Annotated in this window: 14 protein-coding genes; 6 read left to right on the top strand and 8 right to left on the bottom strand. The window is 31.5% G+C overall.

All coding sequences use genetic code 11. The annotated features are described in order from the left end of the window. Positions 1-9 precede the first annotated feature (9 nt). The 4 genes from pdxS (at position 10) to TCEL_RS02170 (ending at position 4,893) form a co-directional block, all read left to right on the top strand. Positions 10-879: a pyridoxal 5'-phosphate synthase lyase subunit PdxS gene (pdxS, locus tag TCEL_RS02185; RefSeq protein ID WP_018660670.1), complete on the top strand. Its 870-nt coding sequence runs from the start codon at positions 10-12 to the stop codon at positions 877-879. Position 880: 1 nt separating this feature from the next. Further along, positions 881-1,447 carry a pyridoxal 5'-phosphate synthase glutaminase subunit PdxT gene (pdxT, locus tag TCEL_RS02180; protein WP_018660669.1) on the top strand — a complete coding sequence of 189 codons (567 nt, stop codon included), beginning with the start codon at positions 881-883 and terminating at the stop codon, positions 1,445-1,447. A gap of 104 nt (positions 1,448-1,551) precedes the next feature. After that, a complete protein-coding gene (locus TCEL_RS02175) occupies positions 1,552-3,513 on the top strand; it encodes a M4 family metallopeptidase (protein WP_018660668.1) in 1,962 nt (653 codons plus the stop codon). A 585-nt stretch (positions 3,514-4,098) separates the two neighbouring features. Continuing rightward, a complete protein-coding gene (locus TCEL_RS02170) occupies positions 4,099-4,893 on the top strand; it encodes a ZIP family metal transporter (protein WP_018660667.1) in 795 nt (264 codons plus the stop codon). Positions 4,894-4,906: 13 nt separating this feature from the next. On the opposite strand, the gene TCEL_RS02165 is transcribed toward TCEL_RS02170, so the two are convergent. Beyond that, a complete protein-coding gene (locus TCEL_RS02165) occupies positions 4,907-6,619 on the bottom strand; it encodes an ABC transporter ATP-binding protein (RefSeq protein WP_018660666.1) in 1,713 nt (570 codons plus the stop codon). 156 nt (positions 6,620-6,775) lie between these two features. Between TCEL_RS02165 and TCEL_RS02160 the strand changes: the two genes are divergently transcribed. Together TCEL_RS02160 and TCEL_RS02155 are read left to right on the top strand one after the other, a co-directional pair. Beyond that, on the top strand, positions 6,776-8,707 hold the full coding sequence (locus TCEL_RS02160; RefSeq protein WP_018660664.1) for an OPT family oligopeptide transporter: 1,932 nt from the start codon (positions 6,776-6,778) through the stop codon (positions 8,705-8,707). Between the two features lie 61 nt (positions 8,708-8,768). Further along, a complete protein-coding gene (locus TCEL_RS02155) occupies positions 8,769-9,110 on the top strand; it encodes a hypothetical protein (RefSeq protein ID WP_018660662.1) in 342 nt (113 codons plus the stop codon). Positions 9,111-9,147: 37 nt separating this feature from the next. On the opposite strand, the gene TCEL_RS02150 is transcribed toward TCEL_RS02155, so the two are convergent. From TCEL_RS02150 to TCEL_RS02120, 7 genes are all read right to left on the bottom strand, one after another. Further along, positions 9,148-10,332, bottom strand: a complete 1,185-nt coding sequence (locus TCEL_RS02150; protein ID WP_018660660.1) for an MFS transporter — start codon at positions 10,330-10,332, stop codon at positions 9,148-9,150. Between the two features lie 12 nt (positions 10,333-10,344). Next, complete coding sequence (locus TCEL_RS02145) at positions 10,345-11,097, bottom strand: alpha/beta hydrolase (protein WP_018660658.1); 753 nt, start codon at positions 11,095-11,097, stop codon at positions 10,345-10,347. Between the two features lie 245 nt (positions 11,098-11,342). Beyond that, positions 11,343-12,617 (bottom strand): diguanylate cyclase, encoded by a 1,275-nt coding sequence (locus TCEL_RS12710; RefSeq protein ID WP_018660655.1) that lies wholly within the window; start codon positions 12,615-12,617, stop codon positions 11,343-11,345. Between the two features lie 117 nt (positions 12,618-12,734). Then, positions 12,735-14,048 carry a diguanylate cyclase gene (locus TCEL_RS02135; protein ID WP_018660653.1) on the bottom strand — a complete coding sequence of 438 codons (1,314 nt, stop codon included), beginning with the start codon at positions 14,046-14,048 and terminating at the stop codon, positions 12,735-12,737. Positions 14,049-14,340: 292 nt separating this feature from the next. Continuing rightward, the gene (locus tag TCEL_RS12705) at positions 14,341-19,473 is read right to left on the bottom strand and encodes a pullulanase X25 domain-containing protein (protein WP_018660651.1); all 5,133 of its coding nucleotides are present in this window, start codon (positions 19,471-19,473) and stop codon (positions 14,341-14,343) included. A gap of 168 nt (positions 19,474-19,641) precedes the next feature. Beyond that, positions 19,642-20,775 carry a metallophosphoesterase gene (locus tag TCEL_RS02125; RefSeq protein ID WP_018660648.1) on the bottom strand — a complete coding sequence of 378 codons (1,134 nt, stop codon included), beginning with the start codon at positions 20,773-20,775 and terminating at the stop codon, positions 19,642-19,644. Positions 20,776-21,105: 330 nt separating this feature from the next. Next, positions 21,106-21,750, bottom strand: a complete 645-nt coding sequence (locus TCEL_RS02120) for an acetoacetate decarboxylase family protein (protein WP_018660645.1) — start codon at positions 21,748-21,750, stop codon at positions 21,106-21,108. Between the last annotated feature and the right edge of the window lie 270 nt (positions 21,751-22,020).

Raw genomic sequence — 22,020 nt, 5'->3', positions numbered from 1 at the left:
AATTTTGTTATGGAACGCTATGAGTTAAACAAGGATCTTGCAAAGATGCTAAAAGGCGGAGTAATTATGGATGTAACCTGTGCTAAAGAGGCTGAAATTGCTGAAAAAGCTGGTGCCTGTGCTGTTATGGCATTAGAAAGGGTTCCTGCTGATATTAGAAAGCAAGGTGGAGTTGCAAGAATGTCAGACCCAAAGCTTATAAAAGAGATAAAATCTGCGGTATCAATTCCTGTTATGGCTAAAGTAAGAATTGGACATTTTGTTGAGGCTCAAATACTTGAAGCACTCGATATAGACTTTATTGACGAAAGTGAAGTTTTAACACCTGCAGATGAAAAATATCATATAAACAAATGGAATTTTAAAGTGCCATTTGTATGTGGAGCAAGAAACTTAGGTGAAGCCTTAAGAAGAATCGGAGAAGGAGCTTCTATGATAAGAACTAAAGGAGAAGCTGGCACAGGTAACGTTGTAGAAGCTGTAAGGCACCTAAGGCAAATGAATGAAGATATAAAGATGGTTCAATCTGCAAGTGAAGAATCATTAATGACAATAAGTAAAGAACTAAATGCACCCTATGAACTTATTAAGTATGTATGGAAAAATGGCAAGCTACCTGTTGTAAACTTTGCAGCAGGAGGAATTGCAACACCCGCTGATGCAGCCCTTATGATGCAACTTGGTGCCGAAGGTGTATTTGTGGGTTCAGGAATCTTTAAATCTCAAAATCCTGAAAAAAGAGCAAAGGCAATTGTAATGGCAACTACATACTATAATGAACCAAAAATACTTGCTGAAATATCTGAGGATTTAGGTGATGCAATGTTTGGACTTGAAATTAAAAATCTTGAGAGCAATTTTGCGGAAAGAGGCTGGTAATATGAGAGTCGGAGTTTTATCTCTACAAGGTGGAGTAATTGAGCATATAAACCATTTAAACAAACTTAATGTTGAAGCTATAGAAGTAAAAAAGATTGATGATTTAAAAAAGATAGATGGAATTATCCTTCCTGGAGGTGAAAGTACTACAATTGGTAAGCTTTTAAGGGATGCTAATCTACTTACTCCATTAAAAGCTCTAATCCAATCAGGTCTTCCTACATGGGGTACTTGTGCTGGAATGATTCTACTTGCAAAGGAAATTGAAAATGATACAAGGAGACATCTTGAGGTTATGGATATAAAGGTTAAAAGAAATGCCTTTGGTAGCCAAATTGATAGTTTTAAAAAAATTGACATAGTGCCTGAAGTATCAAATAATCCTATTGAATTAGTATTTATAAGGGCACCTTATATAAGTGAAGCTGGTAAAGATGTACGCATTATTCATAAGGTTGAAAACAAAATAGTAGCTGCAAAGCAGAAGAATATTTTAGTAACTTCATTTCATCCTGAACTGACTGACGATTTAAACTTTCATAATTATTTTATTAAAATGGTTAATTAATCCCAAAAGTCTCAAAATATTTCCATATTTTGAGACTTTTTTTTGTAATAATTCGTATATATTTTAAATATATATACTTAGAATATTTTTTATGGGAGGATTTAATGTTTAAAAAATTATTTTCAACAACTCTTGTTTTACTTTTCGCATTTACTACTACAACTTCAACTTTAGCCTCTCCCAAAAAACAAATGCCAAATCCTTTTGAAAATAGTACACAACAAGAAATAAAAATGAAACAAATCAACCTATTCCACGATTTAGATGTAAGTTTAGAAGGCAAGTTAGATGAAAATACAATAGAAAAAGTTATAAATGAAAATAAGGATAAATTTAATTTAAACAACCAAATAAAACTACAAAAAGTTTCTGAATTTAATGATGAACTTGGTTTTACTCATCTTAAGTTTAATCAAAAATTTAATGGTATACCAATAGAAGGACAAGAAATCATAGCCCATGTTAAAAATAATACTCTAAAAAAAATAACTGGCCAAATTATTGATAACATTACTATAGTAAAAGAATCTACATCTGTTCTTCCTGAAACTCAAGCAATTGAAATTGCAAAATCACAGTTCCAATTCAAAGAACTACGCACACCTCCTACAACAAAAGTTGTTATTTATAAAAATCCAAATGATAACAAATACTATCAAACTTACAAGGTAAATATTCAATATAATGAGCCTGAAATAGGCAATTGGGAAGTTTATATTGATGTTTATAGTGGAAAAGTTATAAGTATAGTCAGCAACATCAGATATGATGGTGTAGTTTATGGTAATGGAACAGCTGTAGATGGCACTACAAAAACTTTAATTCTTTATCAACAAGGTTCATATTATTATACCAAAGACATAACAAGACCAACAAATAGCTATATAAATACTACATCTGCAAATAACAGACAGACTTATCCTGGAACTACAATCTATTCTACAACAACTACAATAAATGATGCAGCAGGCGTAAGTGCTCATTATTATGCAGGAGTAGTTTATCAATTTTATAAAAATATGTTTAATAGAAACAGTTTGGATAACAACGGTATGAGCTTAATATCTACTGTACATTATGGAAGTAAATACAACAATGCATTTTGGGATGGAACTCAAATGGTTTATGGAGATGGAGATGGCACCTTATTTAGGGCTTTATCAGGAGATTTAGATGTTGTTGCCCATGAAATGACTCATGGTGTAATTACACATACTGCTAATTTGACATATAAAGATCAATCTGGAGCTCTTAATGAATCATTAGCAGATGTATTTGGTGTTTTAGTTCAAACATACGACAAATATAATGTTGCTAATGGAGGCCAGTGGCAATTTAATGTATCTGATTGGGTAATTGGAGATGATATATATACTCCTTCAACACCTGGTGATGCTTTAAGAAGTCTTGCAAATCCTACACTTTATAATCAACCTGATCATATGAACAATTACGTTTATACTTCCGATGATAACGGTGGCGTTCATATTAATTCTGGAATCCCAAATAAAGCTGCTTTTCTTATAGCTCAAAATATTGGCTGTGAAAAAACTGCAAGAATTTACTATCGTGCTTTAACAACATATTTTACAAGCAGTACTAACTTCTATAATGCAAGATTAGGACTAATACAATCAGCAAAAGATTTATATGGTACAGACAGTACTGAAGCTCAAACTGTTGGATGGGCATTTGATCAAGTTGGTATTTATCAAACAACTGATTTGTACGAACCTAATGATACAATTTCCCAAGCATATAGAGTATATTCATCAACAAGCTATTCATCATATATATTTACTCCTACAGATAAAGATTTTTACAAAATTTATGTAAACAATGGTAAGTATTTAGATATTAATTTAACTAATGTTCCTGGTGATTACGATTTATACCTATATAATCAATCCGGTACATTAGTAGCCTACTCTGAAAATGGATATGGATCATCAGAAAGAATTGTATATAAGGCAAAATACACAGGTTATTATTATATATTAGTTATAGGTTATAATGGATCATATAGCAACACTCAAAAATACACTTTGACACCATATATATATTAAAAATTGTAAAAGCTATTGGGAAATTGAAACCCAATAGCTTTTATTAATGTGTATAAAATATTAAATTTAAGGAAATATTATTAGTGTAAGCAAAGGGTATATAACAGTTGAGCTAAGATCTATATATGCTCCTTGGCAGGGGTGTATATAGGTCGACCAAAGATTATATATAGGTCCATCTAGTTTCATCTATTTGGGCTTATATATAGTCGGAGGGAAGATTCTTTAGGGTTGAGAAAAGCTATATTATAGTCGTATATTCATAATATGATTATAATATGGTTCCAATCTATCCTAAAGGGTCGAGCTAAGATTATAGAGGGTATTGATATTCGTGTTAGGGCCCACATGAAGTTTGGTTATATACAGCCGAGAGGTTGTATATAGCTAATTAGATATCCTCTATGGTCGAACGAACCATCAGCTTAGGTGGCGAACTGCTCTATTGCAGTCGAAAGATTGCAGTTGGGTAATAAACTATCTAGGTTGGTGTAAGGTAGACTGTTATGTGCTCTTTGCTTTTTATTTTTTTGTGTAACAAAAACCACCCCATATAAATATTCTAAATTAATAGGGGGTGGTATTATGAATCAACTTATATGCTTTTCACCTGTTACTCTAGCACTACTTGCAACAATATTTACGTGGCTCGTCACCGCCTTAGGAGCAGGTCTTGTATTCTTTTTTAAGGATGTAAATAAGAAAATATTAAATAGTATGATGGGATTTGCCGCTGGGGTTATGATTGCAGCTAGCTTTTGGTCATTACTTACACCTGCAATAGAGCTTTCAGATGAACTAGGATATAATCCAGTTTTTCCTACTGCACTAGGATTTTTATTTGGAGGATTGTTTATTAGGTTGACAGACTTTATAGCTGGGAAAATACACAAAAAAGAGAGTGAAGAAAAAAACATTTGGAGAAGAATGTTTCTGCTCATACTTGCCATAACACTACACAACATACCTGAAGGCCTTGCAATTGGAGTTGCCTTTGGTGCCTTAAACTTTGGATACGACGCAGCAACTCTAGCAGCCGCCTTATCCCTTGCGATTGGAATAGGAATTCAAAACTTTCCAGAAGGTGCCGCTGTATCCCTACCTTTAAGAAGAGAAGGTTTAACCGCATTTAAAAGCTTTATGTACGGTCAAGCGTCTGCAATTGTTGAACCAATTGCTGCTGTAATTGGTGCATACCTAGTTGTATATATACGAGCTATACTTCCATATGCTCTATCCTTTGCAGCGGGAGCCATGATTTATGTTGTGGTAAAAGAACTTATTCCTGAATCTCAATCTGAGGGAAACGAAGGGCTAATAAGCATTATGACTATTATAGGATTTATAGTGATGATGGTACTAGATGTTGCTTTAGGATAGGCAAAGGCCTATCCTATTCAAATTGAGTTTTATATAATTCGTAATAAACTCCCTTTTTCTCCATAAGCTCCTTATGGGTTCCCTCTTCCTCTATACCATTTTCAGTTAAAACTATTATTCTCTTTGCATTCTTTACAGTTGCAAGCCTGTGGGCTATTATGAATGTTGTTCTATTTTTTGATAGTTCCTCTATTGACTTTTGAATTATTGCTTCACTTTGATTATCAAGGGATGATGTTGCTTCATCCAAAATTAAAATAGGTGGATTTTTTAGAAACATCCTTGCTATAGATATTCTCTGCTTCTGCCCACCAGATAATTTAACTCCCCTCTCTCCTATGTATGTATCATATCCATCCTCTAATTCCATTATAAAATCGTGGGCATTTGCTGCCTTTGCTGCATTTATGATCTCTTCATCTGTTGCATCTAATTTTCCGTATGCAATATTTTCACGTATTGTTCCTGCAAATAAAAATACATCCTGTTGAACAATACCTATGTTTTGCCTCAAAGACTTTAGCTTTATGTCCTTAACATCTATATCATCAATATATATGTTTCCACTATCTACATCATAAAATCTAGGGATTAGGCTACAAAGAGTTGTTTTTCCAACTCCAGATGGACCAACAATTGCTATGCTCTCCCCTGCCTCCACCTTAAGATTTATATTTTCAAGAACTGTTTTTTTATCATTATAACTAAAGCTTACATTTTTAAACTCCACTTTTCCTCTCACTTTATCTAAAGTTATCGCATCATCTTTATCAAATATATCTGGCTTTATATTCATTACCTCATAAAACCTCTTAAATCCTGCCATACCTCTCTGGTACTGTTCTACAAACTGAGCAAGCCTCTTTATTGGTTGTAAAAATTGGCCGATGTAAAGTAGATATGCAACTAAATCTCCAACCAATATTTCTCCCTTTGATACATAATATCCACCTGCAACAAGAGCAATTAATGTTGAAATATTTGAAAAGAAATTTATTCCCCCATGAAGTATACCAATATATTTAACTGATTTTGTTCTTAAATATTTAAACTGATTATTTCCCTCATCAAATTTATCTATTTCATACTCCTCATTTGTAAAAGACTTAACTACTCTAATCCCTGATATTGAATCCTCAAGTCTACTATTTACATCAGCTAGGCTTTCCCTTATCTGCCTAAAGTTTCTTCTCATTTTAGAATTATATTTTATTGTGAAATAAATCATAAATGGTATAACTGTAAATACAATTAGTGTAAGTTTTACATTAAGTCTAAGAAGTAAAATAAAAGAACCTAATATCATTAAACTGGAAATAAATATATCCTCTGGTCCATGATGGGCAAGCTCTGATATTTCATTTAAATCATTTACAATTCTAGACATAATTTGACCTGTTTTAGTATTATCAAAGTAACTTATAGGAAGTGTTTGAACATGTGAAAACATGTCCCTTCTCATATCATATTCCATCCTAACTCCTAAAACATGTCCATAATATCCAACTATATATTCAAATATCATTCTTAGCACATATAAAATAAAAAGTATAATACCTAGTTTAAAGATCAAAGATATATTTTTTGAGGGAATTATTATATTTATAAACCTTCTTGTTATCATCGGATATATCAAATCTGTAGCAGCAATTAAAACTGCACAAATCATATCTAAAATAAAAAGTGCTATATGTGGTTTATAGTATTTTACAAAACTTCTTATCATAATTATCACCCATTAAAATTGTAAACTAAAAGTAAAATTAAGACAAGAATATACATTTTTGTATTAAAAAAAATTAAGGAAAAATTTAGAAGGAATTAAATTGAAATTACAGAAATAAAATTTTAATATAAAAAATAAAATGGGGAGGGGTTTTTTATGTCAAAAAAAGGGCTTCCTGATGGAGCATACGGCTTAAAGGAAGGACAAAAATACGTTCCATATGTTCCTTCAGAGAAAAAGATGCCTGAATTCACAGTTCTTTCAATCGTACTTGGTGTTTTGCTTTCTGCTCTATTTGGTGCCGCAAATGCATATCTTGGACTTAAGGTAGGTATGACTGTTTCTGCTTCAATTCCAGCTGCCGTTGTTTCTATGGCAATTGTTAGAGTTATTTTGCAGAGAAAATCAATACTTGAAAACAATATGGTTCAAACAATAGCTTCAGCTGGTGAATCTCTTGCTGCTGGTGCAATCTTTACAATTCCTGCTCTATTCTTATGGGGAGAAGCTCCTAGCGTTTTAACAATGGGTATATTAACATTTGTAGGCGGTGCCCTTGGTGTTCTATTTATGATTCCTATAAGAAGATACTTAATAGTTCAAGAACATGGAAAACTTCCATATCCAGAGGGAGTTGCATGTGCTGAAGTTTTAGTTGCAGGAGAAGAAGGCGGAACAGGTGCTATTTATGTATTTATAGGTGCATTAGTTGGACTTATTTATAAGCTTGCTGGCGATGGATTTATGATGTTCCCAACTTCAATTGACTTTGAAATACCAAAATACCATGGTGCAATGGTTGGTATGGATGTATATCCTGCACTACTTGGTGTTGGTTTCATTGTAGGACCTCAAATTTCTGCTTACATGCTCGGTGGTGCAATCCTTGGATGGCTTGTATTAATACCTGCAATATCATTCTTTGGCCAATATATTAATACTCCTATATTCCCAGCAACAAAGCCAATAGCAGAACTCAGCATCACTCAAATTTGGAAAAGCTATATAAGATATATCGGTGCTGGTGCTGTTGCAACTGGAGGTATAATTAGCTTAATTAAGTCTATACCAACTATTATAAATTCATTTAAAGAAGCTATGAAGGGATATGGAAAGAAGGCAACAGGCATTATTGAAAGAGTAGATGCAGACCTTAATCCAAAGTTTGTTATAGCTGGTGTAATTGTTTTAATAGTACTTATGGCTGTACTACCACAAATTCCTGTTAAAATTTGGGGTGCAATACTTATTGCTATATTCGGTTTCTTCTTTGTAACTGTTTCATCAAGAATTGTTGGACTTGTTGGTAGTTCTTCAAACCCAGTATCAGGTATGACTATTGCTACACTTCTTTTCTCAACAGTAATATTAAAGGCAGTTGGATATAAGGATAAAGAAGGTATGATTGCTGCTCTAATTATTGGTGCTGTTGTTTGTACTGCTGCTGCAATTGCTGGTGATACATCACAGGACTTAAAGACAGGTTACCTTGTTGGTGCAACTCCATGGAAGCAACAGGTTGGAGAACTTATTGGTGTTCTTGCTTCAGCTGCTGTAATAGGATTTATATTAATTATGCTTCATCAGGCATATACATTTGGTTCAAAGGAATTGAGTGCTCCACAGGCTACCCTTATGAAGCTTGTTATTGAAGGTATAATGGAAGGAAATCTTCCTTGGAACCTTGTATTTATGGGCGTATTTATTTCATTAATGCTTGAACTATTCAAGATTCCATCACTTCCTGTTGCAATAGGACTATACCTACCAATCAGTTTATCAACTCCAATTATGGTTGGAGGAATTATTAGAGGAATAGTTGATAAGAAGATAAAGGATGAAGGAGAACGTAAAGAAAAAGTTGAAAAAGGTATACTCTACTCATCTGGTTTAATTGCTGGTGAAGGTTTAATGGGTGTAATTTTGGCATTCTTTGCATATTTTGAAATTGATTTCAGCCTAAAGAATCCTATTTTAGAAAGATGGGGTGCTCTAGTATTATTCCTATTAGTTGCTCTAAGCCTTGCTTACTTTGTATTACAGGATAAATCCAAAAAAGTTGATGTTAACAAAACTAAAAGTGTATAATAAAGATAAATAAAATTACAGCCCAAGTTTTCTTGGGCTGTAATTTTAAGGAGGTACAATTATGCGATATGTAATTTATGTTATGTCTATAGCTTTAATTACGGTATTTTTAATTATATATGGACAAGCAAAGGAATATTATCTTCCTGCAGAATTAACAAAGAGGTTATACATAAAATGCAAAGATAAAATATTAAAGTATCTTTATAAAAACAAATCTGCTACATATAAGGAGCTTGAAAAAGAAATTGAAGGTGTAACTGCAAAGGTCTTTTGGAGTCGAAAAAGCATGACAGTTTTAGAACCAAATAAAATGGTTAAAACTGTAGTGGAAAACCTATTAAAACAAGACAAAATTAAAATTCAGGATGTAAATGGTAAAAAGGTAGTTGTTTTAAAATAATATATATAAAAAATGTTGGGTGTAAACCCAACATTTTTTATATAGAGTTTGAAATTCCTTTACTTACATACTTGTTAAATCGTGATGTTAATACAATTATACCTGCAATAATCATTGCTATAGCTGCAGTTGGGAAATATACTCTATATCCGAATGTATCTAACATGTATCCCATTATGTTATTTGCTAAAAACTGAGGTAGTGATATAAATAGGTTCATCATGCCCATAAACTCTCCTAATCTTTCAGGAGGAACGATTTCTGCAAGTATTGAATATGTTGTTATTTGAATCGCTATAAATCCAATTCCTATAACAGACATCATTACAAACAATGCAACTTTGCTAGTTATAAAAGTACCTAAGGCCAAAGATAACGCAAATAGAACAACTCCTAATAATAGTACCTTTCTTTTTTCAATCTTATCTGCAAGCTTTCCAATAGGAACTGCAAATACAGCACCTGCAAGGGTTAATATAAGTAGAGCATTGTTGGCATCTGTATTTGAAATATTTAAGTTTGTTGTACAATACTTTACAAAGAAAGGTGTAATAAAACCAAAGGACATATAAACCATAAATACTGAAAGATATAATTTTATAACAGATGGAAATTTTATAAAGTCAAATGATATTCTGTTTGGTTTTTCATATTTTGATGTATCTTCACTTACTAAAAATACAGTTATTATAACTGTAAGAAGTCCTAAAACAGCTCCAAGATAAAATGGATATTTAAAATTAATATCCCATAGCTTTGGCCCTAACATAAATATTATTGCACTTCCAACTACACTAACTACCCTTGCAAATCCATTTGCAAGTCCTATTTGATTTTCATCCACTGCCTCAGGAATTAAAGAATAATACGGGCCTTGATAAAAGTTTAAGAAAAAATAAAATAGAAATGCTAAAATAAATGCAGTTGAGTAACCCTTTGAGTATGGTAACAGGGTTAAAAATAAAGCTGAAAGAATTGAACCCATTATCATATAAGGCTTTCTTTTACCCATTTTAAAGTTACTTCTATCACTTAAAAGTCCTACTAAATATTGAACAAATATGCCTGTAAAGGCACCCATAGAAATCAATCTTCCCTGCTGGGCATTTGAAACATTAAGTTTAGAAATAAAAAGAGGAATAACAGACATATTCATAGCCCAAAGAAGTCCAACCCCTAAATTAGGAAGTCCAATTATATATGGAACATACTTTTTATTCATAAAGTTTCCCCCTTATTTTATCTCAGATAAAAACTCTAAAACTGCCTTAAAACAATCCTCTCTTTCACATTCAACTGTAATATTGTGTCCTGACTTTTGGAGCTTACATATCCTTTTAACTTTACTCTTAACCTTATTATTCAAGTAATCTGCACTTTTAACTTCAACTGTTTCATCGTTTATTGAGTAAACTATCAAAAGTGGAGCTTCTATCTTATTAAGATTTTTCTTAACAACCCTGTTTAGCTTATTAAACTCATGTACCGACCTTACTGGTACTTTGCTATAGCCTAATAAATATTTCATTTCCTCTTCAGGCCTTTCTCTTGGTTCCCATTCACTATATCTCATAAAGTATTTTGCTATAAATGCAAAATATGAAGCTTTGTTTTTTACATAAAGAGGAGGTGCTAGAGCTGATACACTGGCTACTTCAAAGTTTTGAGCAATATAAAGTGCAATAAGCGATCCCATTGAATGACCTATTACATGGATCTTTTTACATTTTTGCTTTAATAGGTTGTATCCCTCTATAGCTGAGTCAAGCCAATCCTTGTACGTACACTGCTCCATTTCTTCAACACTTGTTCCATGGCCCTTTAATCTTACACCGTAAACTGTATATCCTTTAGAATTTAATCTTTCTCCAAGTAATCTCAATTCTGCTGGTGTTCCTGTAAACCCATGTATAACAAGACATCCTTCATCATTTCCTTCTAAAAGGTATTCTTTTCTCAAGTCAACATCTAGAACTTTGTTTTCCACCCAAACTCCCCCTTAACAGAAAAGGTTTTCCTAATTTAATTATTGTACACAACATTATAAAAGTCAATATTTTTCTGAAAATTTTACTTAAATAAAAAAATCCCCTATGCACATTTAAATATTTGGGGAATGCATAGGGGGAAAGTTTATGTCAATAATATTTTATCATATTTTTGAAAAAATTGAAGTTTTATTTTTATTTTCCTTATATTTTTTTATAAAATAAGGGGCTATTGTTAAGCCCCTTATACACATTCTACTCTATTTCTTCCATAATTCTTTGCTCTATATAGTGCTTTATCTGCACTACAAATTAACTCCTCTAATGCTACATTTTGATGTGGTTCAGCCGCTGCAACACCAAAACTTGCTGTAAAGCTTATTGGAGAATTCGTTTTTTTAGTATAAACCTTGGTCTGTTCAATTATTTTTCTTAAACTTTCTGCTTTCTTGTAGGCATCACTTAAATCTGTTCCACTTAGCATTATAACAAACTCTTCTCCACCAAACCTTGCAACAACATCATATTTTCTTACAAAGTTCTTAATAGTCCTTGAAAAGTTCTTTAATACTAAATCTCCGACATCATGACCATATGTATCATTAATTGATTTAAACCTATCTAAGTCTGTTAGAATAACTGCAACTGGCTTCTTCATTCTCTTTGCTCTAGAGAACTCTTCTCTTGCCCTAATAAAGAAGGCTCTTCTATTGTAAACCTTTGTTAAATAATCAAACATTGCAAGCTTTTCAGCTCTCTTTTTTGCCTTTAATATTTCGTTTTTATCATTTTTCTCCTTTGTAATATCCTGTATAATTCCAACCAGCCTGATTGGATTATTGTTTTCATCCTTTATTGGTATACACTTTAGTCTAACCCACCTTAGCTGCTGCCTACAGTCAATTATTCTAAACTCATCAATATATATGTTGTGGTATTTAAAATAATCTATCAGTGTAATCATCTGTAGACTTTGTATAACTCTTTCTCTATCCTCTAAAACTATACATTTTGTCCACAGTTTAGCATCAGAATAAAGTTTATCAACACTTATTCCTGTCAATCTTTCAGCAGAAGAGCTTGTATATATTATTTTTTTAGTACTAACATCCATCAAAAATGTTACTTCCTCTAAATTTTCAGTTATCTGCTTCATTATCTCCTTTTGTTCACCAAGCCAAGAGGTTAAATTCTTTATATTTGTAATATCTGTATAAAGAAGTCCGAAATACCCCTCCTCTGGTGAAAAAACATCTATACTATACCATCTTTTCCACACATCACAGTATTGTTCAATTTTATCTTCTGTTCCATTTGTTGCAACATTAGAGAAAATATCAATTTTATCAAATAAAACAAATCTATTATCTTTTATTTCACTTGCCCTTTTACCAACTATATCTTCGTATCTTATACCTGTAAATTCTTCAAAGGATTTATTAACATATACATATTCAAAATCAATGGCTTGTCCTTTTTCATCATAGATAATTTTATTGTATGAAAAAGCATTCTGCATGCGGCTAACTATCCGTCTGAATAATTCACCCTCCATAATTAACACCCCAAGCTCTTAAGTAAATACTTGCGATTATATTTTATCAAAAATAATTAGTTTATTAAATATATTTAATAATTAATTTTCAATCTCAACTCTATTTCTTCCATTTTGCTTTGCTCTGTATAGTGCCATATCTGCTCTTTTGATTGCATCCTCTAGAGGTTTTTCATCAAAACATCTTACTCCACTTATACCAAAGCTTGCTGTATACTTTATTGAATTTTTTCCTACTTCTACTATTTTGTTTTGTATTGCATTTCTTAGTTCTTCAATTCTTTTGTAGGCATCATCTATTGAAATATTATATAAGAGTATAACAAACTCTTCTCCACCAAACCTTGCAACTATATCACATTCTCTTGTAGAATTTTTTAAAATACTTGCAAAATCTTTTAATATGGCATCTCCAACATCATGACCATAGGTATCATTAATTGTCTTAAATTTGTCAATGTCAGTCATAACAACAACAGCACTACTATTTTTCTTTTCTACCTTATTGCATAATTCATATGCTACCTCAAAAAAGGCCCTTCTATTGTAAATATTCGTTAAATAATCATACATAGCCATCTTTTCTGCTTTAATTTTTTGATTTATTATTTCAAGCTTGTTTTCTATATCTCTTGTTATATCTTGATCAATCCCAGCTATTCTTATTATTTCTCCATTTTCATTTCGTATTGGAAGGAATTTAGATTTTATCCATTTGATCCTTCCTGTCTTAGTTACTATTCTATATTTTTCAACAAATATTCCCTTTTCATTTATATTTTCCAATATAACTTCCATCCTAGATCTACTTATAACCTTTTCATAATCGTCTGGATGAATTAAGTCTTTCCAACTTCCTATTCCTTTCATTAATTTATCTAAGCTTACTTCATAAATCTTTTCGAAGGATTTACTTGCATAAATTACTTCCTTAGTTTTTACATCTTGTAGAAATGTAGCTTCCTCAAGATTTTCTGTAATTTGCTTTAATATATCCTTTTGTTCTCTTAATAGTTCTGTTGTTTTCTTAATATCTGTAATATCATTAAATAGAGTTGCAAAATATCCCTTTTCAGGTGAAAAAACGTCTATTCTATACCATCTATCCCATATATCAAAATACTGCTCAATATGATCCTCTGACTCATATTCAGCAATTTTTCCATAGTATTCTATCCAATTAAAGAAGCTATCTTTAATATTGGGAATTAACTGTGTAACCCTTGAACCAATTACATCCTTCTTTTTTAGTCCAGTAAGCTCTTCAAAGGCATCATTAACATAAATGTATTCATAATCTATTGGCCTTTTATTTTGGTCATATATTACCTTATGATATGCAAAAGCATTCTGCATTTTATCAATTATTTTTGCAATTGTGCTGTTAGTTAACATTTCTTCACCTCTAAATAGAGAGTAATCACAAAATTAAATTATACCAAAACACGTTAAATTTTTCTACTTATGTTACATAATATTAGAAAATTCCATAAAAAATTTAAAATTTATTTTAAAAGACAATATAAAGAGGCCGAAGTTAATCAGCCTCTTTTTGTATTTACTTTGCCAGAAAACTTCTGTATCATGGCTATTCCAATAAATATAAACATTAAAGCTATTAAAAATTATGCTTCTAATGGGAATCCTCCTGTTTTAGGAAGCGTTTTAGGTGGATTATTTTACATAATTATTTTTTATTACATTTATTTTCATTTTTTCCTTTATGTCTTAACTCATTCTCCTTTATTTTAATCTTTTTATTTGTTATTATATAGTCGCTGCAGTGAGTTATTGTAAATGTTATTACTCTATTTTCAAAAGTACATTCTATTTCTTCAAATTCCTGTGTTTTTGGATTAAAGTAATATACATATGCTTTCTTTTCGCTAATTTTTTTACTATCTACTTTTACAGAAACCTTAACACCTGTTCCAACCAAAGTTCCAAAATTGCTGTTAATATTTAATGGTATAAAGTAGTTATTTCCAAGTAGCTTATTTATAACATCAGCATTATCCAACCTTTCCTCAACAGATAGTTTCAAATCACCATCAACATTTAATACCATTTCATTTGCATTAAATTTAAACTCTACTCCATTGGTTTCTACAGTTAATATTAAATTCTTTCTTGCTGCTAACAATAGAACATCTCTTGATACTTTGCCATTTTCCAATGAAACCTTAACCTCTAATCCTTCCTTTGTATCATTACTTAATATTTTAATTATATCATCCATAGCATTTCCTACTTCTCTATTTTTTACAATATACTTCGGATCGTATGCATCCTTTAATTTTTCAAACTCTACTTTAACTTGTCTAAAGTTACTTACTAATACTAATCCACACTTTTCAGAAACTTGTAAAGTTACCCTACCATTTTGAGCAGTATATTCTATTCCTGTTATAGCATCTGTAAGCTTATATATCCCTTGAGGAACAGATAACTCAACAACCTTTTCTTTGCCATTATTTATTAGAACATATGCTACTTCATTTGCTAACGTTCTCTTAAAGGCAAATAGATCATCTAGTTCTATTGGTGTTATATCTCCTGTTCTTAATACCTCATAAGTGTTTCTCATATTTGCAAGTTTTGCGTACCATTCAACCATATCCTTGTCGCCCTTACCCCAAGGGAATGCTCTTCTGTTGTCTGGGTCATCTGCACCAAATAGTGCTGCTTCATCTCCATAATATATTACTGGTGCACCTGGATAAGTCATCTGCATTAGTACTGCAAGTTTTAGAAGCTTCTTTGCATTTTCAGTTGGAGCATCTGCAATATCCTTTTTACTCTTTTCATAACCATCAAAGGCTGAAATTGCTCTTTGGGTGTCGTGGGAATCTATTAAGTTAAACATAGAATAGAAGGCTTCCTTTGGATATTGTTCTCTTATTAATTCTAAAACTTCCATTGTACTCTTTGCGTCTTTTTTACCCATTAGATAGTCTAAAACTGCTGCTCTAAATCTATAGTTCATAACAGAATCATACATATCTCCAAGTAGATATCTTGATGCATCATCCCATATTTCTCCTATTATTACATTGTCGCCCTCTTCCTTTACTGCTCTTCTAAAGTGTTGCCAAGTTTCATCTGATACTTCATTTGCTACATCAAGTCTCCAACCATTTGAACCTTGTCTTAGCCAGAACCTAGCATTTGCATCTTTTCCATCTATTATTTCATCTGCCCAAGACTCAACCTTATACTCTGAACCATTTAATGCCTGAATTACTGGCATAGAATCAAATCCCCACCAGCCCTCATAGGCATAGTGTTCATTTTTTGTTCCTACATCAACTTTTCTGTTTTCTATCTTAAACCAATCTTTATAATGAAAATCTGTAATTCCTATTGATCTAAAGTAGTCTTGAACTTGTTTTTCTGCATCCTGTTGTGTTAATCCCATTTCATTCATCAAATCATAAACCCTTGACCAATACTGGTATGCACCAAGTGGTTTGCCCTTTGTCATATGCTTACCATATCTATCAAAGTAAATTGAGTCATCTGAAACGTGGTTAAATACTCCATCTAATATTATCTTCATTCCTCTTTCTTTCGCTTTATTTGCAAGTTCCACAAAGTCGTCCATTGAACCAAGTAGTGGATCAAGTTCTCTATAATCTGTTGCATCATATCTGTGGTTTGAAATTGATTTTGATATAGGATTAAAGTATAGTACATTTACACCTAAAGATTGTAGATAGTCAAGCTTCTCAATAACTCCCCTAATATCTCCTCCATACATTTCATTACACCATTCGCCATCTCCCTTTGTTCCTTTATAGCCATCATTGTTTTCTATTGAAGGAACTTCAGGGATCGCATACCAATCCTCATAGAATTCGTATGGCAAGAAACCTCTTGCTAATTTTTGTACATAGTCATTGTTTTTGTCTCCATTATAGAATCTATCTGGGAATATATGATATATTACAGCATTCTTCATCCAATCTGGTGTTTTATAATCCTTCAAATAAACATTTAGTCCATAATACATTACCTTTCCAAGCTCATCAGCCTTACCCTTACCATATAGGCCGTCATCATCACCATAGGCCTTAACATCTGAACCATTGGAAACTATAAAATAATATTTGTACATTCCCTTTTCATTTGGAGTAAATTTAGCTGTCCATAGATAATATTCATCCTTTTGTTCCCTTATCATGTCAAAACTTAATTGTCCATTTGGAGTAAATACAACAAGCTTTGCCTGTGCTATATCTTTTCCTGTCTTTAATCTAAATGTTACTTCTTCTCCAGTCTTTACTGCACCAAAAGGAAGCTTGTATTCACTGTTTCGTGAATCAAAATAAATCTTAGATTTATCAATTGTATTTGTTACTGCATTATTAAATATTAAACCTGTTATTAAGTCATAGTTGAATTTAACCCTTTTACCTTCAGTTAATGTTATGTCTGGATATACAAATTCTTTATCATCTATCTTAACTTTAATATTTGAGTAGGTTTCTGCTCCTAATTCAACTTCTGTTGAATAAACTCCTCTTAATTCTAAGTCCTTCATTACATATTCTTGACTTCCTATTATTAATTTTGGTCTATCTTCATCTGAAAGCCTTGGTATATATTTTGTTGAATCTGTTACTATATGGCTTAAATCTGAATAATAGAAGGTTACATCCTGAGTCTTTGGATTTTGAATTGTTATATTTGCACCGTTTCTCTCTCCGTTATTTCCATAGTTTTCATTCCAAGAACCCATAGCAACTTTATATTCGTATATACCTGCTGGTAGGTTCTTAATTGTAAATTTATACAAATTATCTCCTATATGTTTCATTCTTGTGTTTTGATTTGATGGATCCCAATCTCCTCCACCTACAAAATGCTGCAAAGTACCTGCTAATATAACTGTTCTTCCACCTGGGACTTCTGAAAGTTCCCTAACTACCTTAGTTTCCTTTGTTAATTCAACATCTGAATTTTTATCCTTTCCCTTTACTTTAATAACGACTTCTTCTACTCCTTCTGGTAAAGTTGATACAACTAGTTTTCCATTTTCTATCTTTGCAATATTATTTGGATTTTCAACTACACTCCATTCAACATCCAGATAATCTTCTACAGCTCCATCCTCTTTAAGTACTCTTCCCTTTAAAGTAAGTTCTGAATCCATTTTTACCTCAAATGGAACTAATAAATCAATTAATCCTGGAACATATACAATTGAGTTATCAAAGGCACCATCACCTGTTTTTCTTGGATTTACAGGATCAAACATCCAGTTTCCATCAACAATATACTTATATTGATATACCCCAGGCATTATATTATCTAACGTTATTGTAAATATATCTCCTTGTTTTTCAAAGGTTCTTCTTTCCTTCCAATCCTTATCTAATATAGAACCTGCAAGCTCTACCTTCTTAACCTTTCCTGTTAAATCTAAATAGTTAAATGTAACACTTTTACCTCTTACCACTGGACTTGTAACCTTTGCTGGAATCTTTACAACTGAGTTTTTACCACCAAATCCATCATCTACTTGGTTTGGATTTGAAGGGTCAGCTATCCAGTTTCCATCTACTACAAACTTATATTTATATTCACCTGGATTTAAAGTTAACTCAATCTTCCAAACTCCCTTTTCATCCTTTGCCATTAAGTCTTTTTCTGCGTTCCAACCATTAAAGTCTCCAGCTATATAAACTTTATTAGCGTTATTGTTTTTATATCTAAATACCACTCTTCCATCTGGATAAACTTCTGGGCTCACAATAGGTGCCTCAAGCCCCAATATTTCTGAAACTTTATCAGGATTATTTATGCTGTCATAAAGTTTTCTCTCCTTTACATCACAAATAAAGTGAACTATTTTTCCTTCCTTTGGTACTGTAGTTCTTAAATTACCACTTGAAGGTATACCTCCGCCATCCCAACTGTAATTTTCACAAACCTTATATTCAAATGTTCTATCCTCACTCTGTGGTGTAAAATATTTTGTAAATATAAACTTTCCTTGTCCATCTAAATAGTTAAATTCAAATCCCTTAACTGAAGCATCCCATTCCCCACTTTGAACCTCTCTTATTGGACCGATTAGTGATACAACAGTATTAATATCTGGATTGTTTATTGAATCCACACATACATTTAATTCTGGATTTGCTAAGAATGTAACATTAACTTTGCCTGTTAATTTTTCCTTTGGTATAACTCTATTGCTTCCTTGTATTTCTCCTGCTCCCCAAACATGGTTGTAAGCAACCTTGTATTCAAAGTCCTTATCTTGAGGAGTTATAGTAAATGTACCCTTATAAAATCCTCCACCTATGTATTGTAAATCAAAATTTGCATCTCCAGGGTTCCAATCTTGTCCATTCTGCAAAAAATCCTTAAGTGTTCCTACAAGTGTCGCACTAACTTTAAATCTTTGAGGTTCATTAATTGAATCATAAACTTCCCTATTCTTTGCGTCAAATCTAAAGATTACCTTAGTGTTATCAGCAGGAACCTTTAATTTTCTATTATCCCCTCCTGGTATACATCCATCCCAATTGCCATTAAAGGCTACCTTATACTCATAGTCTCCTGCACTTTTGAAGGTTACAATCTTTTCATATATACCATTTTGGTATAGCTTCATAAAGCCTGCAGGATTTTCTGGCCTCCAATTGTCATTTTTGTCTCCCTCTGGAGTAAAATTGCCAACAAGTGAAACGATTAAGTCAGCAGACAAATATTTTACCTCTGCACTTGCCTTTGGTGTTAATCTTGGAATTAAAGTAAACATAAAAAAGAACACCAATAGCCAGCTTAGAGGCTTTTTAATTTTTTGCATTTTTAGTCCCCCCTCTATGCAATCGTTTGTTTAATTTAATTGTAAAAATATTTTGTAAATTTTTCAATAATTTACAAACTTATTTTTTTATTAAAAATTATGTATATTTATTAATAAAAAATTTAAAGTCCCATCTAAATCTTAAATGGGACTTTTAGAATGAATTTTTTATTTATTTTTTGAAACTCTTATCTTCACTATTTCGCTGACTGTTGCAATTCTAATCGGTGGACCCCAAGTACCATATCCACTTGAAACAACAAGTGTAAAATTACCATTTTTCATTATACCATGGTCTATATCATAAATCTTTCCTGTAATATAGTTTACAGGAAAAAACTGTCCCTTATGGGTATGTCCACTTAATTGCAAATCTACTCCAGCCTCTTTTACCTCCTTTATATTTTTTGGCTGATGGTCGACTACTATTATAAATTTATTATTATCTAAATCCCATAATAAATCCTTTATGCTCCTTCTATCTTTTCCATTAAATCTTGCTGATGATTGGTCATCTCTTCCTACTAAATATACTCCATTTACTTCCTTCACGTCATCAATAAGCAGTTCTATACCTGCCTCACTATAACATCTTTGTACTTTATCTATATCTCTTGAAATATACTCGTGATTACCAAGTACAGCATATACACCATATTTTGACTTTATATTCTTCAATACTTCTCCATATCTTCTTTTTTCAAATATATCAATATCGTCATCTATCAAGTCACCTGCAAATATTACAATATCAGGGGATTGACTGTTAATTAAATTAACAAGTTTATTCAATCTTCTCTCTGTTATGATTGTTCCAAGATGAATATCACTTACCATAACTATATTTAAATCTTCAGCAATCCTTTTATCTGTTGTTATCTTATATTCAGATACTTTAGTATTTAGTGCATTTATTGTGCCAACTATTATTAAAAGTATAATTAAGGCTGCAACAAAAATATTTGCATAAGCTAACACTGTAGGAGTTTTATATCCTTTAATTAGAATTTTCAGTGAAAACCTTAATATATCAACTAAAAAGAAGGCAATCATCACATAAAACAAAACAGCAATATAGTATGACCCTAATAAACTTATAATATAGTTTAGATTTTTTGATAGATACTTCCTTAAAAACCTCTCTGTTATAAAACTCAAAGACAAAAATATAATAACACCCCAATAAAATTTTGCACTCAAAAATGGCATTATTTTTTTTATATTTCTGAACATCCTAAAACCTAAATAATAATTGCCAAGTCCATATATAGCAATTGTTATTAGTATAAAAAATATTACCATAGCATCTCCTCATTTGTATATATTTTTTATTCGATTTTTTCCAAAAATCTTATAATATATTCAGCTGTTTTTTTCTACAATTCTTTTTCAAACATCCTCAACTCTTATACTTTTTCTAACCACCTTTTAAATTTATTGTACTGTGATTTCTGATAAAGCCTATAAATAAACGGAAAAAGCCTATTTAATACCGAAATTAAAACAAAAGTTTTTGATGGATAAACATATTTTTTATTTCTCTCCATACCTTTTATAATACATGTTGCAACATAGTGTGCAGACTGACTTGGAAAAGGAACTAGTGCAGTCTTCTTTTTTGAAGTTTTAAATTCATAACTTCATCCCCTCTATTTCAGCCTTGGGAAATACAATATTAAAATCTGTAACTTTAATTACAGCAATTGGTTTATAGTATTTTATATTTGGAAAATACTTTTCATTAACCTCTATTTGTTCTACCCTTGAAAAGCTTCCCTTACCACTTCCATAAAAGTTTGTATAATATAGTTTGTCATGATATCTTTGGACTAATGGAAATGGTAAAAGTTTAGTGTTCACAGGAAACTTCATCCTTCCATCTTTAAAACTTATTTTTAAAATACGTTCTTCTCCCTTTAAAAATTCTATGTGATTAATTCCTCCTGTATTATTTATGCTACAATTTGCAATCTCCTTAGGTATAGCCCAATTTCTTATTCCATTTACAACGCTGTCCTGTGTTGTTACATATATTTTTGATATTGTATTTAATTTTTTACCATTAAACTTAAATTTGCCAGGTATAAAAAGCAGTTCCCTATATGGTCCTACATCTGATTCCTTATAGTCTACAATCATAACACACCCTAATCCACCACAGGGGCAATCCTTCAAAAAATCCTGTGAATATATGTGGTTCTTTATAAAGTGCTTTTTAAATTTATAAAGTAATATATACCCATCTCCCTTTAACTTCCAAGGTGCCTCCTTATACATAAAAATCCCCCTTAATATTGCTATTTGCAATAATAATTATATACCATTTCTTGAATAAATTGTATTAACAATTTATGTACATTAGTACAAAAATGCTTGTTTCAAAGATAGTTTATATATGAAAATTTCCAATTCATTCTAAAATGTTATACTAAAAAAGATAATTATATTTTGTCTCCATACCATTTAATTTTTATGTCAACTCTCCCTTACATCTAAAAACTTCTCAAATAATAAAGGACAAGCATTTTAATCAAATGCCTGTCCTAA

The sequence above is a fragment of the Thermobrachium celere DSM 8682 genome (assembly GCF_000430995.1).
Taxonomy (GTDB): domain Bacteria; phylum Bacillota; class Clostridia; order Clostridiales; family Caloramatoraceae; genus Thermobrachium; species Thermobrachium celere.
Note: the sequence above shows the minus strand (reverse complement) of the source record. Positions and strands in the feature narration are given on the sequence as shown.

What these genes read in the sequence shown, in the direction of transcription:
- pdxS (WP_018660670.1), top strand. Translation starts at nt 10, where the DNA reads ATGGAACGCTATGAGTTAAACAAGGATCTTGCAAAGATGCTAAAAGGC.
- pdxT (WP_018660669.1), top strand. Translation starts at nt 881, where the DNA reads ATGAGAGTCGGAGTTTTATCTCTACAAGGTGGAGTAATTGAGCATATA.
- TCEL_RS02175 (WP_018660668.1), top strand. Translation starts at nt 1,552, where the DNA reads ATGTTTAAAAAATTATTTTCAACAACTCTTGTTTTACTTTTCGCATTT.
- TCEL_RS02170 (WP_018660667.1), top strand. Translation starts at nt 4,099, where the DNA reads ATGAATCAACTTATATGCTTTTCACCTGTTACTCTAGCACTACTTGCA.
- TCEL_RS02165 (WP_018660666.1), bottom strand. Translation starts at nt 6,619, where the DNA reads ATGATAAGAAGTTTTGTAAAATACTATAAACCACATATAGCACTTTTT.
- TCEL_RS02160 (WP_018660664.1), top strand. Translation starts at nt 6,776, where the DNA reads ATGTCAAAAAAAGGGCTTCCTGATGGAGCATACGGCTTAAAGGAAGGA.
- TCEL_RS02155 (WP_018660662.1), top strand. Translation starts at nt 8,769, where the DNA reads ATGCGATATGTAATTTATGTTATGTCTATAGCTTTAATTACGGTATTT.
- TCEL_RS02150 (WP_018660660.1), bottom strand. Translation starts at nt 10,332, where the DNA reads ATGAATAAAAAGTATGTTCCATATATAATTGGACTTCCTAATTTAGGG.
- TCEL_RS12710 (WP_018660655.1), bottom strand. Translation starts at nt 12,617, where the DNA reads ATGCAGAATGCTTTTTCATACAATAAAATTATCTATGATGAAAAAGGA.
- TCEL_RS02135 (WP_018660653.1), bottom strand. Translation starts at nt 14,048, where the DNA reads ATGTTAACTAACAGCACAATTGCAAAAATAATTGATAAAATGCAGAAT.
- TCEL_RS12705 (WP_018660651.1), bottom strand. Translation starts at nt 19,473, where the DNA reads ATGCAAAAAATTAAAAAGCCTCTAAGCTGGCTATTGGTGTTCTTTTTT.
- TCEL_RS02125 (WP_018660648.1), bottom strand. Translation starts at nt 20,775, where the DNA reads ATGGTAATATTTTTTATACTAATAACAATTGCTATATATGGACTTGGC.
- TCEL_RS02120 (WP_018660645.1), bottom strand. Translation starts at nt 21,750, where the DNA reads ATGTATAAGGAGGCACCTTGGAAGTTAAAGGGAGATGGGTATATATTA.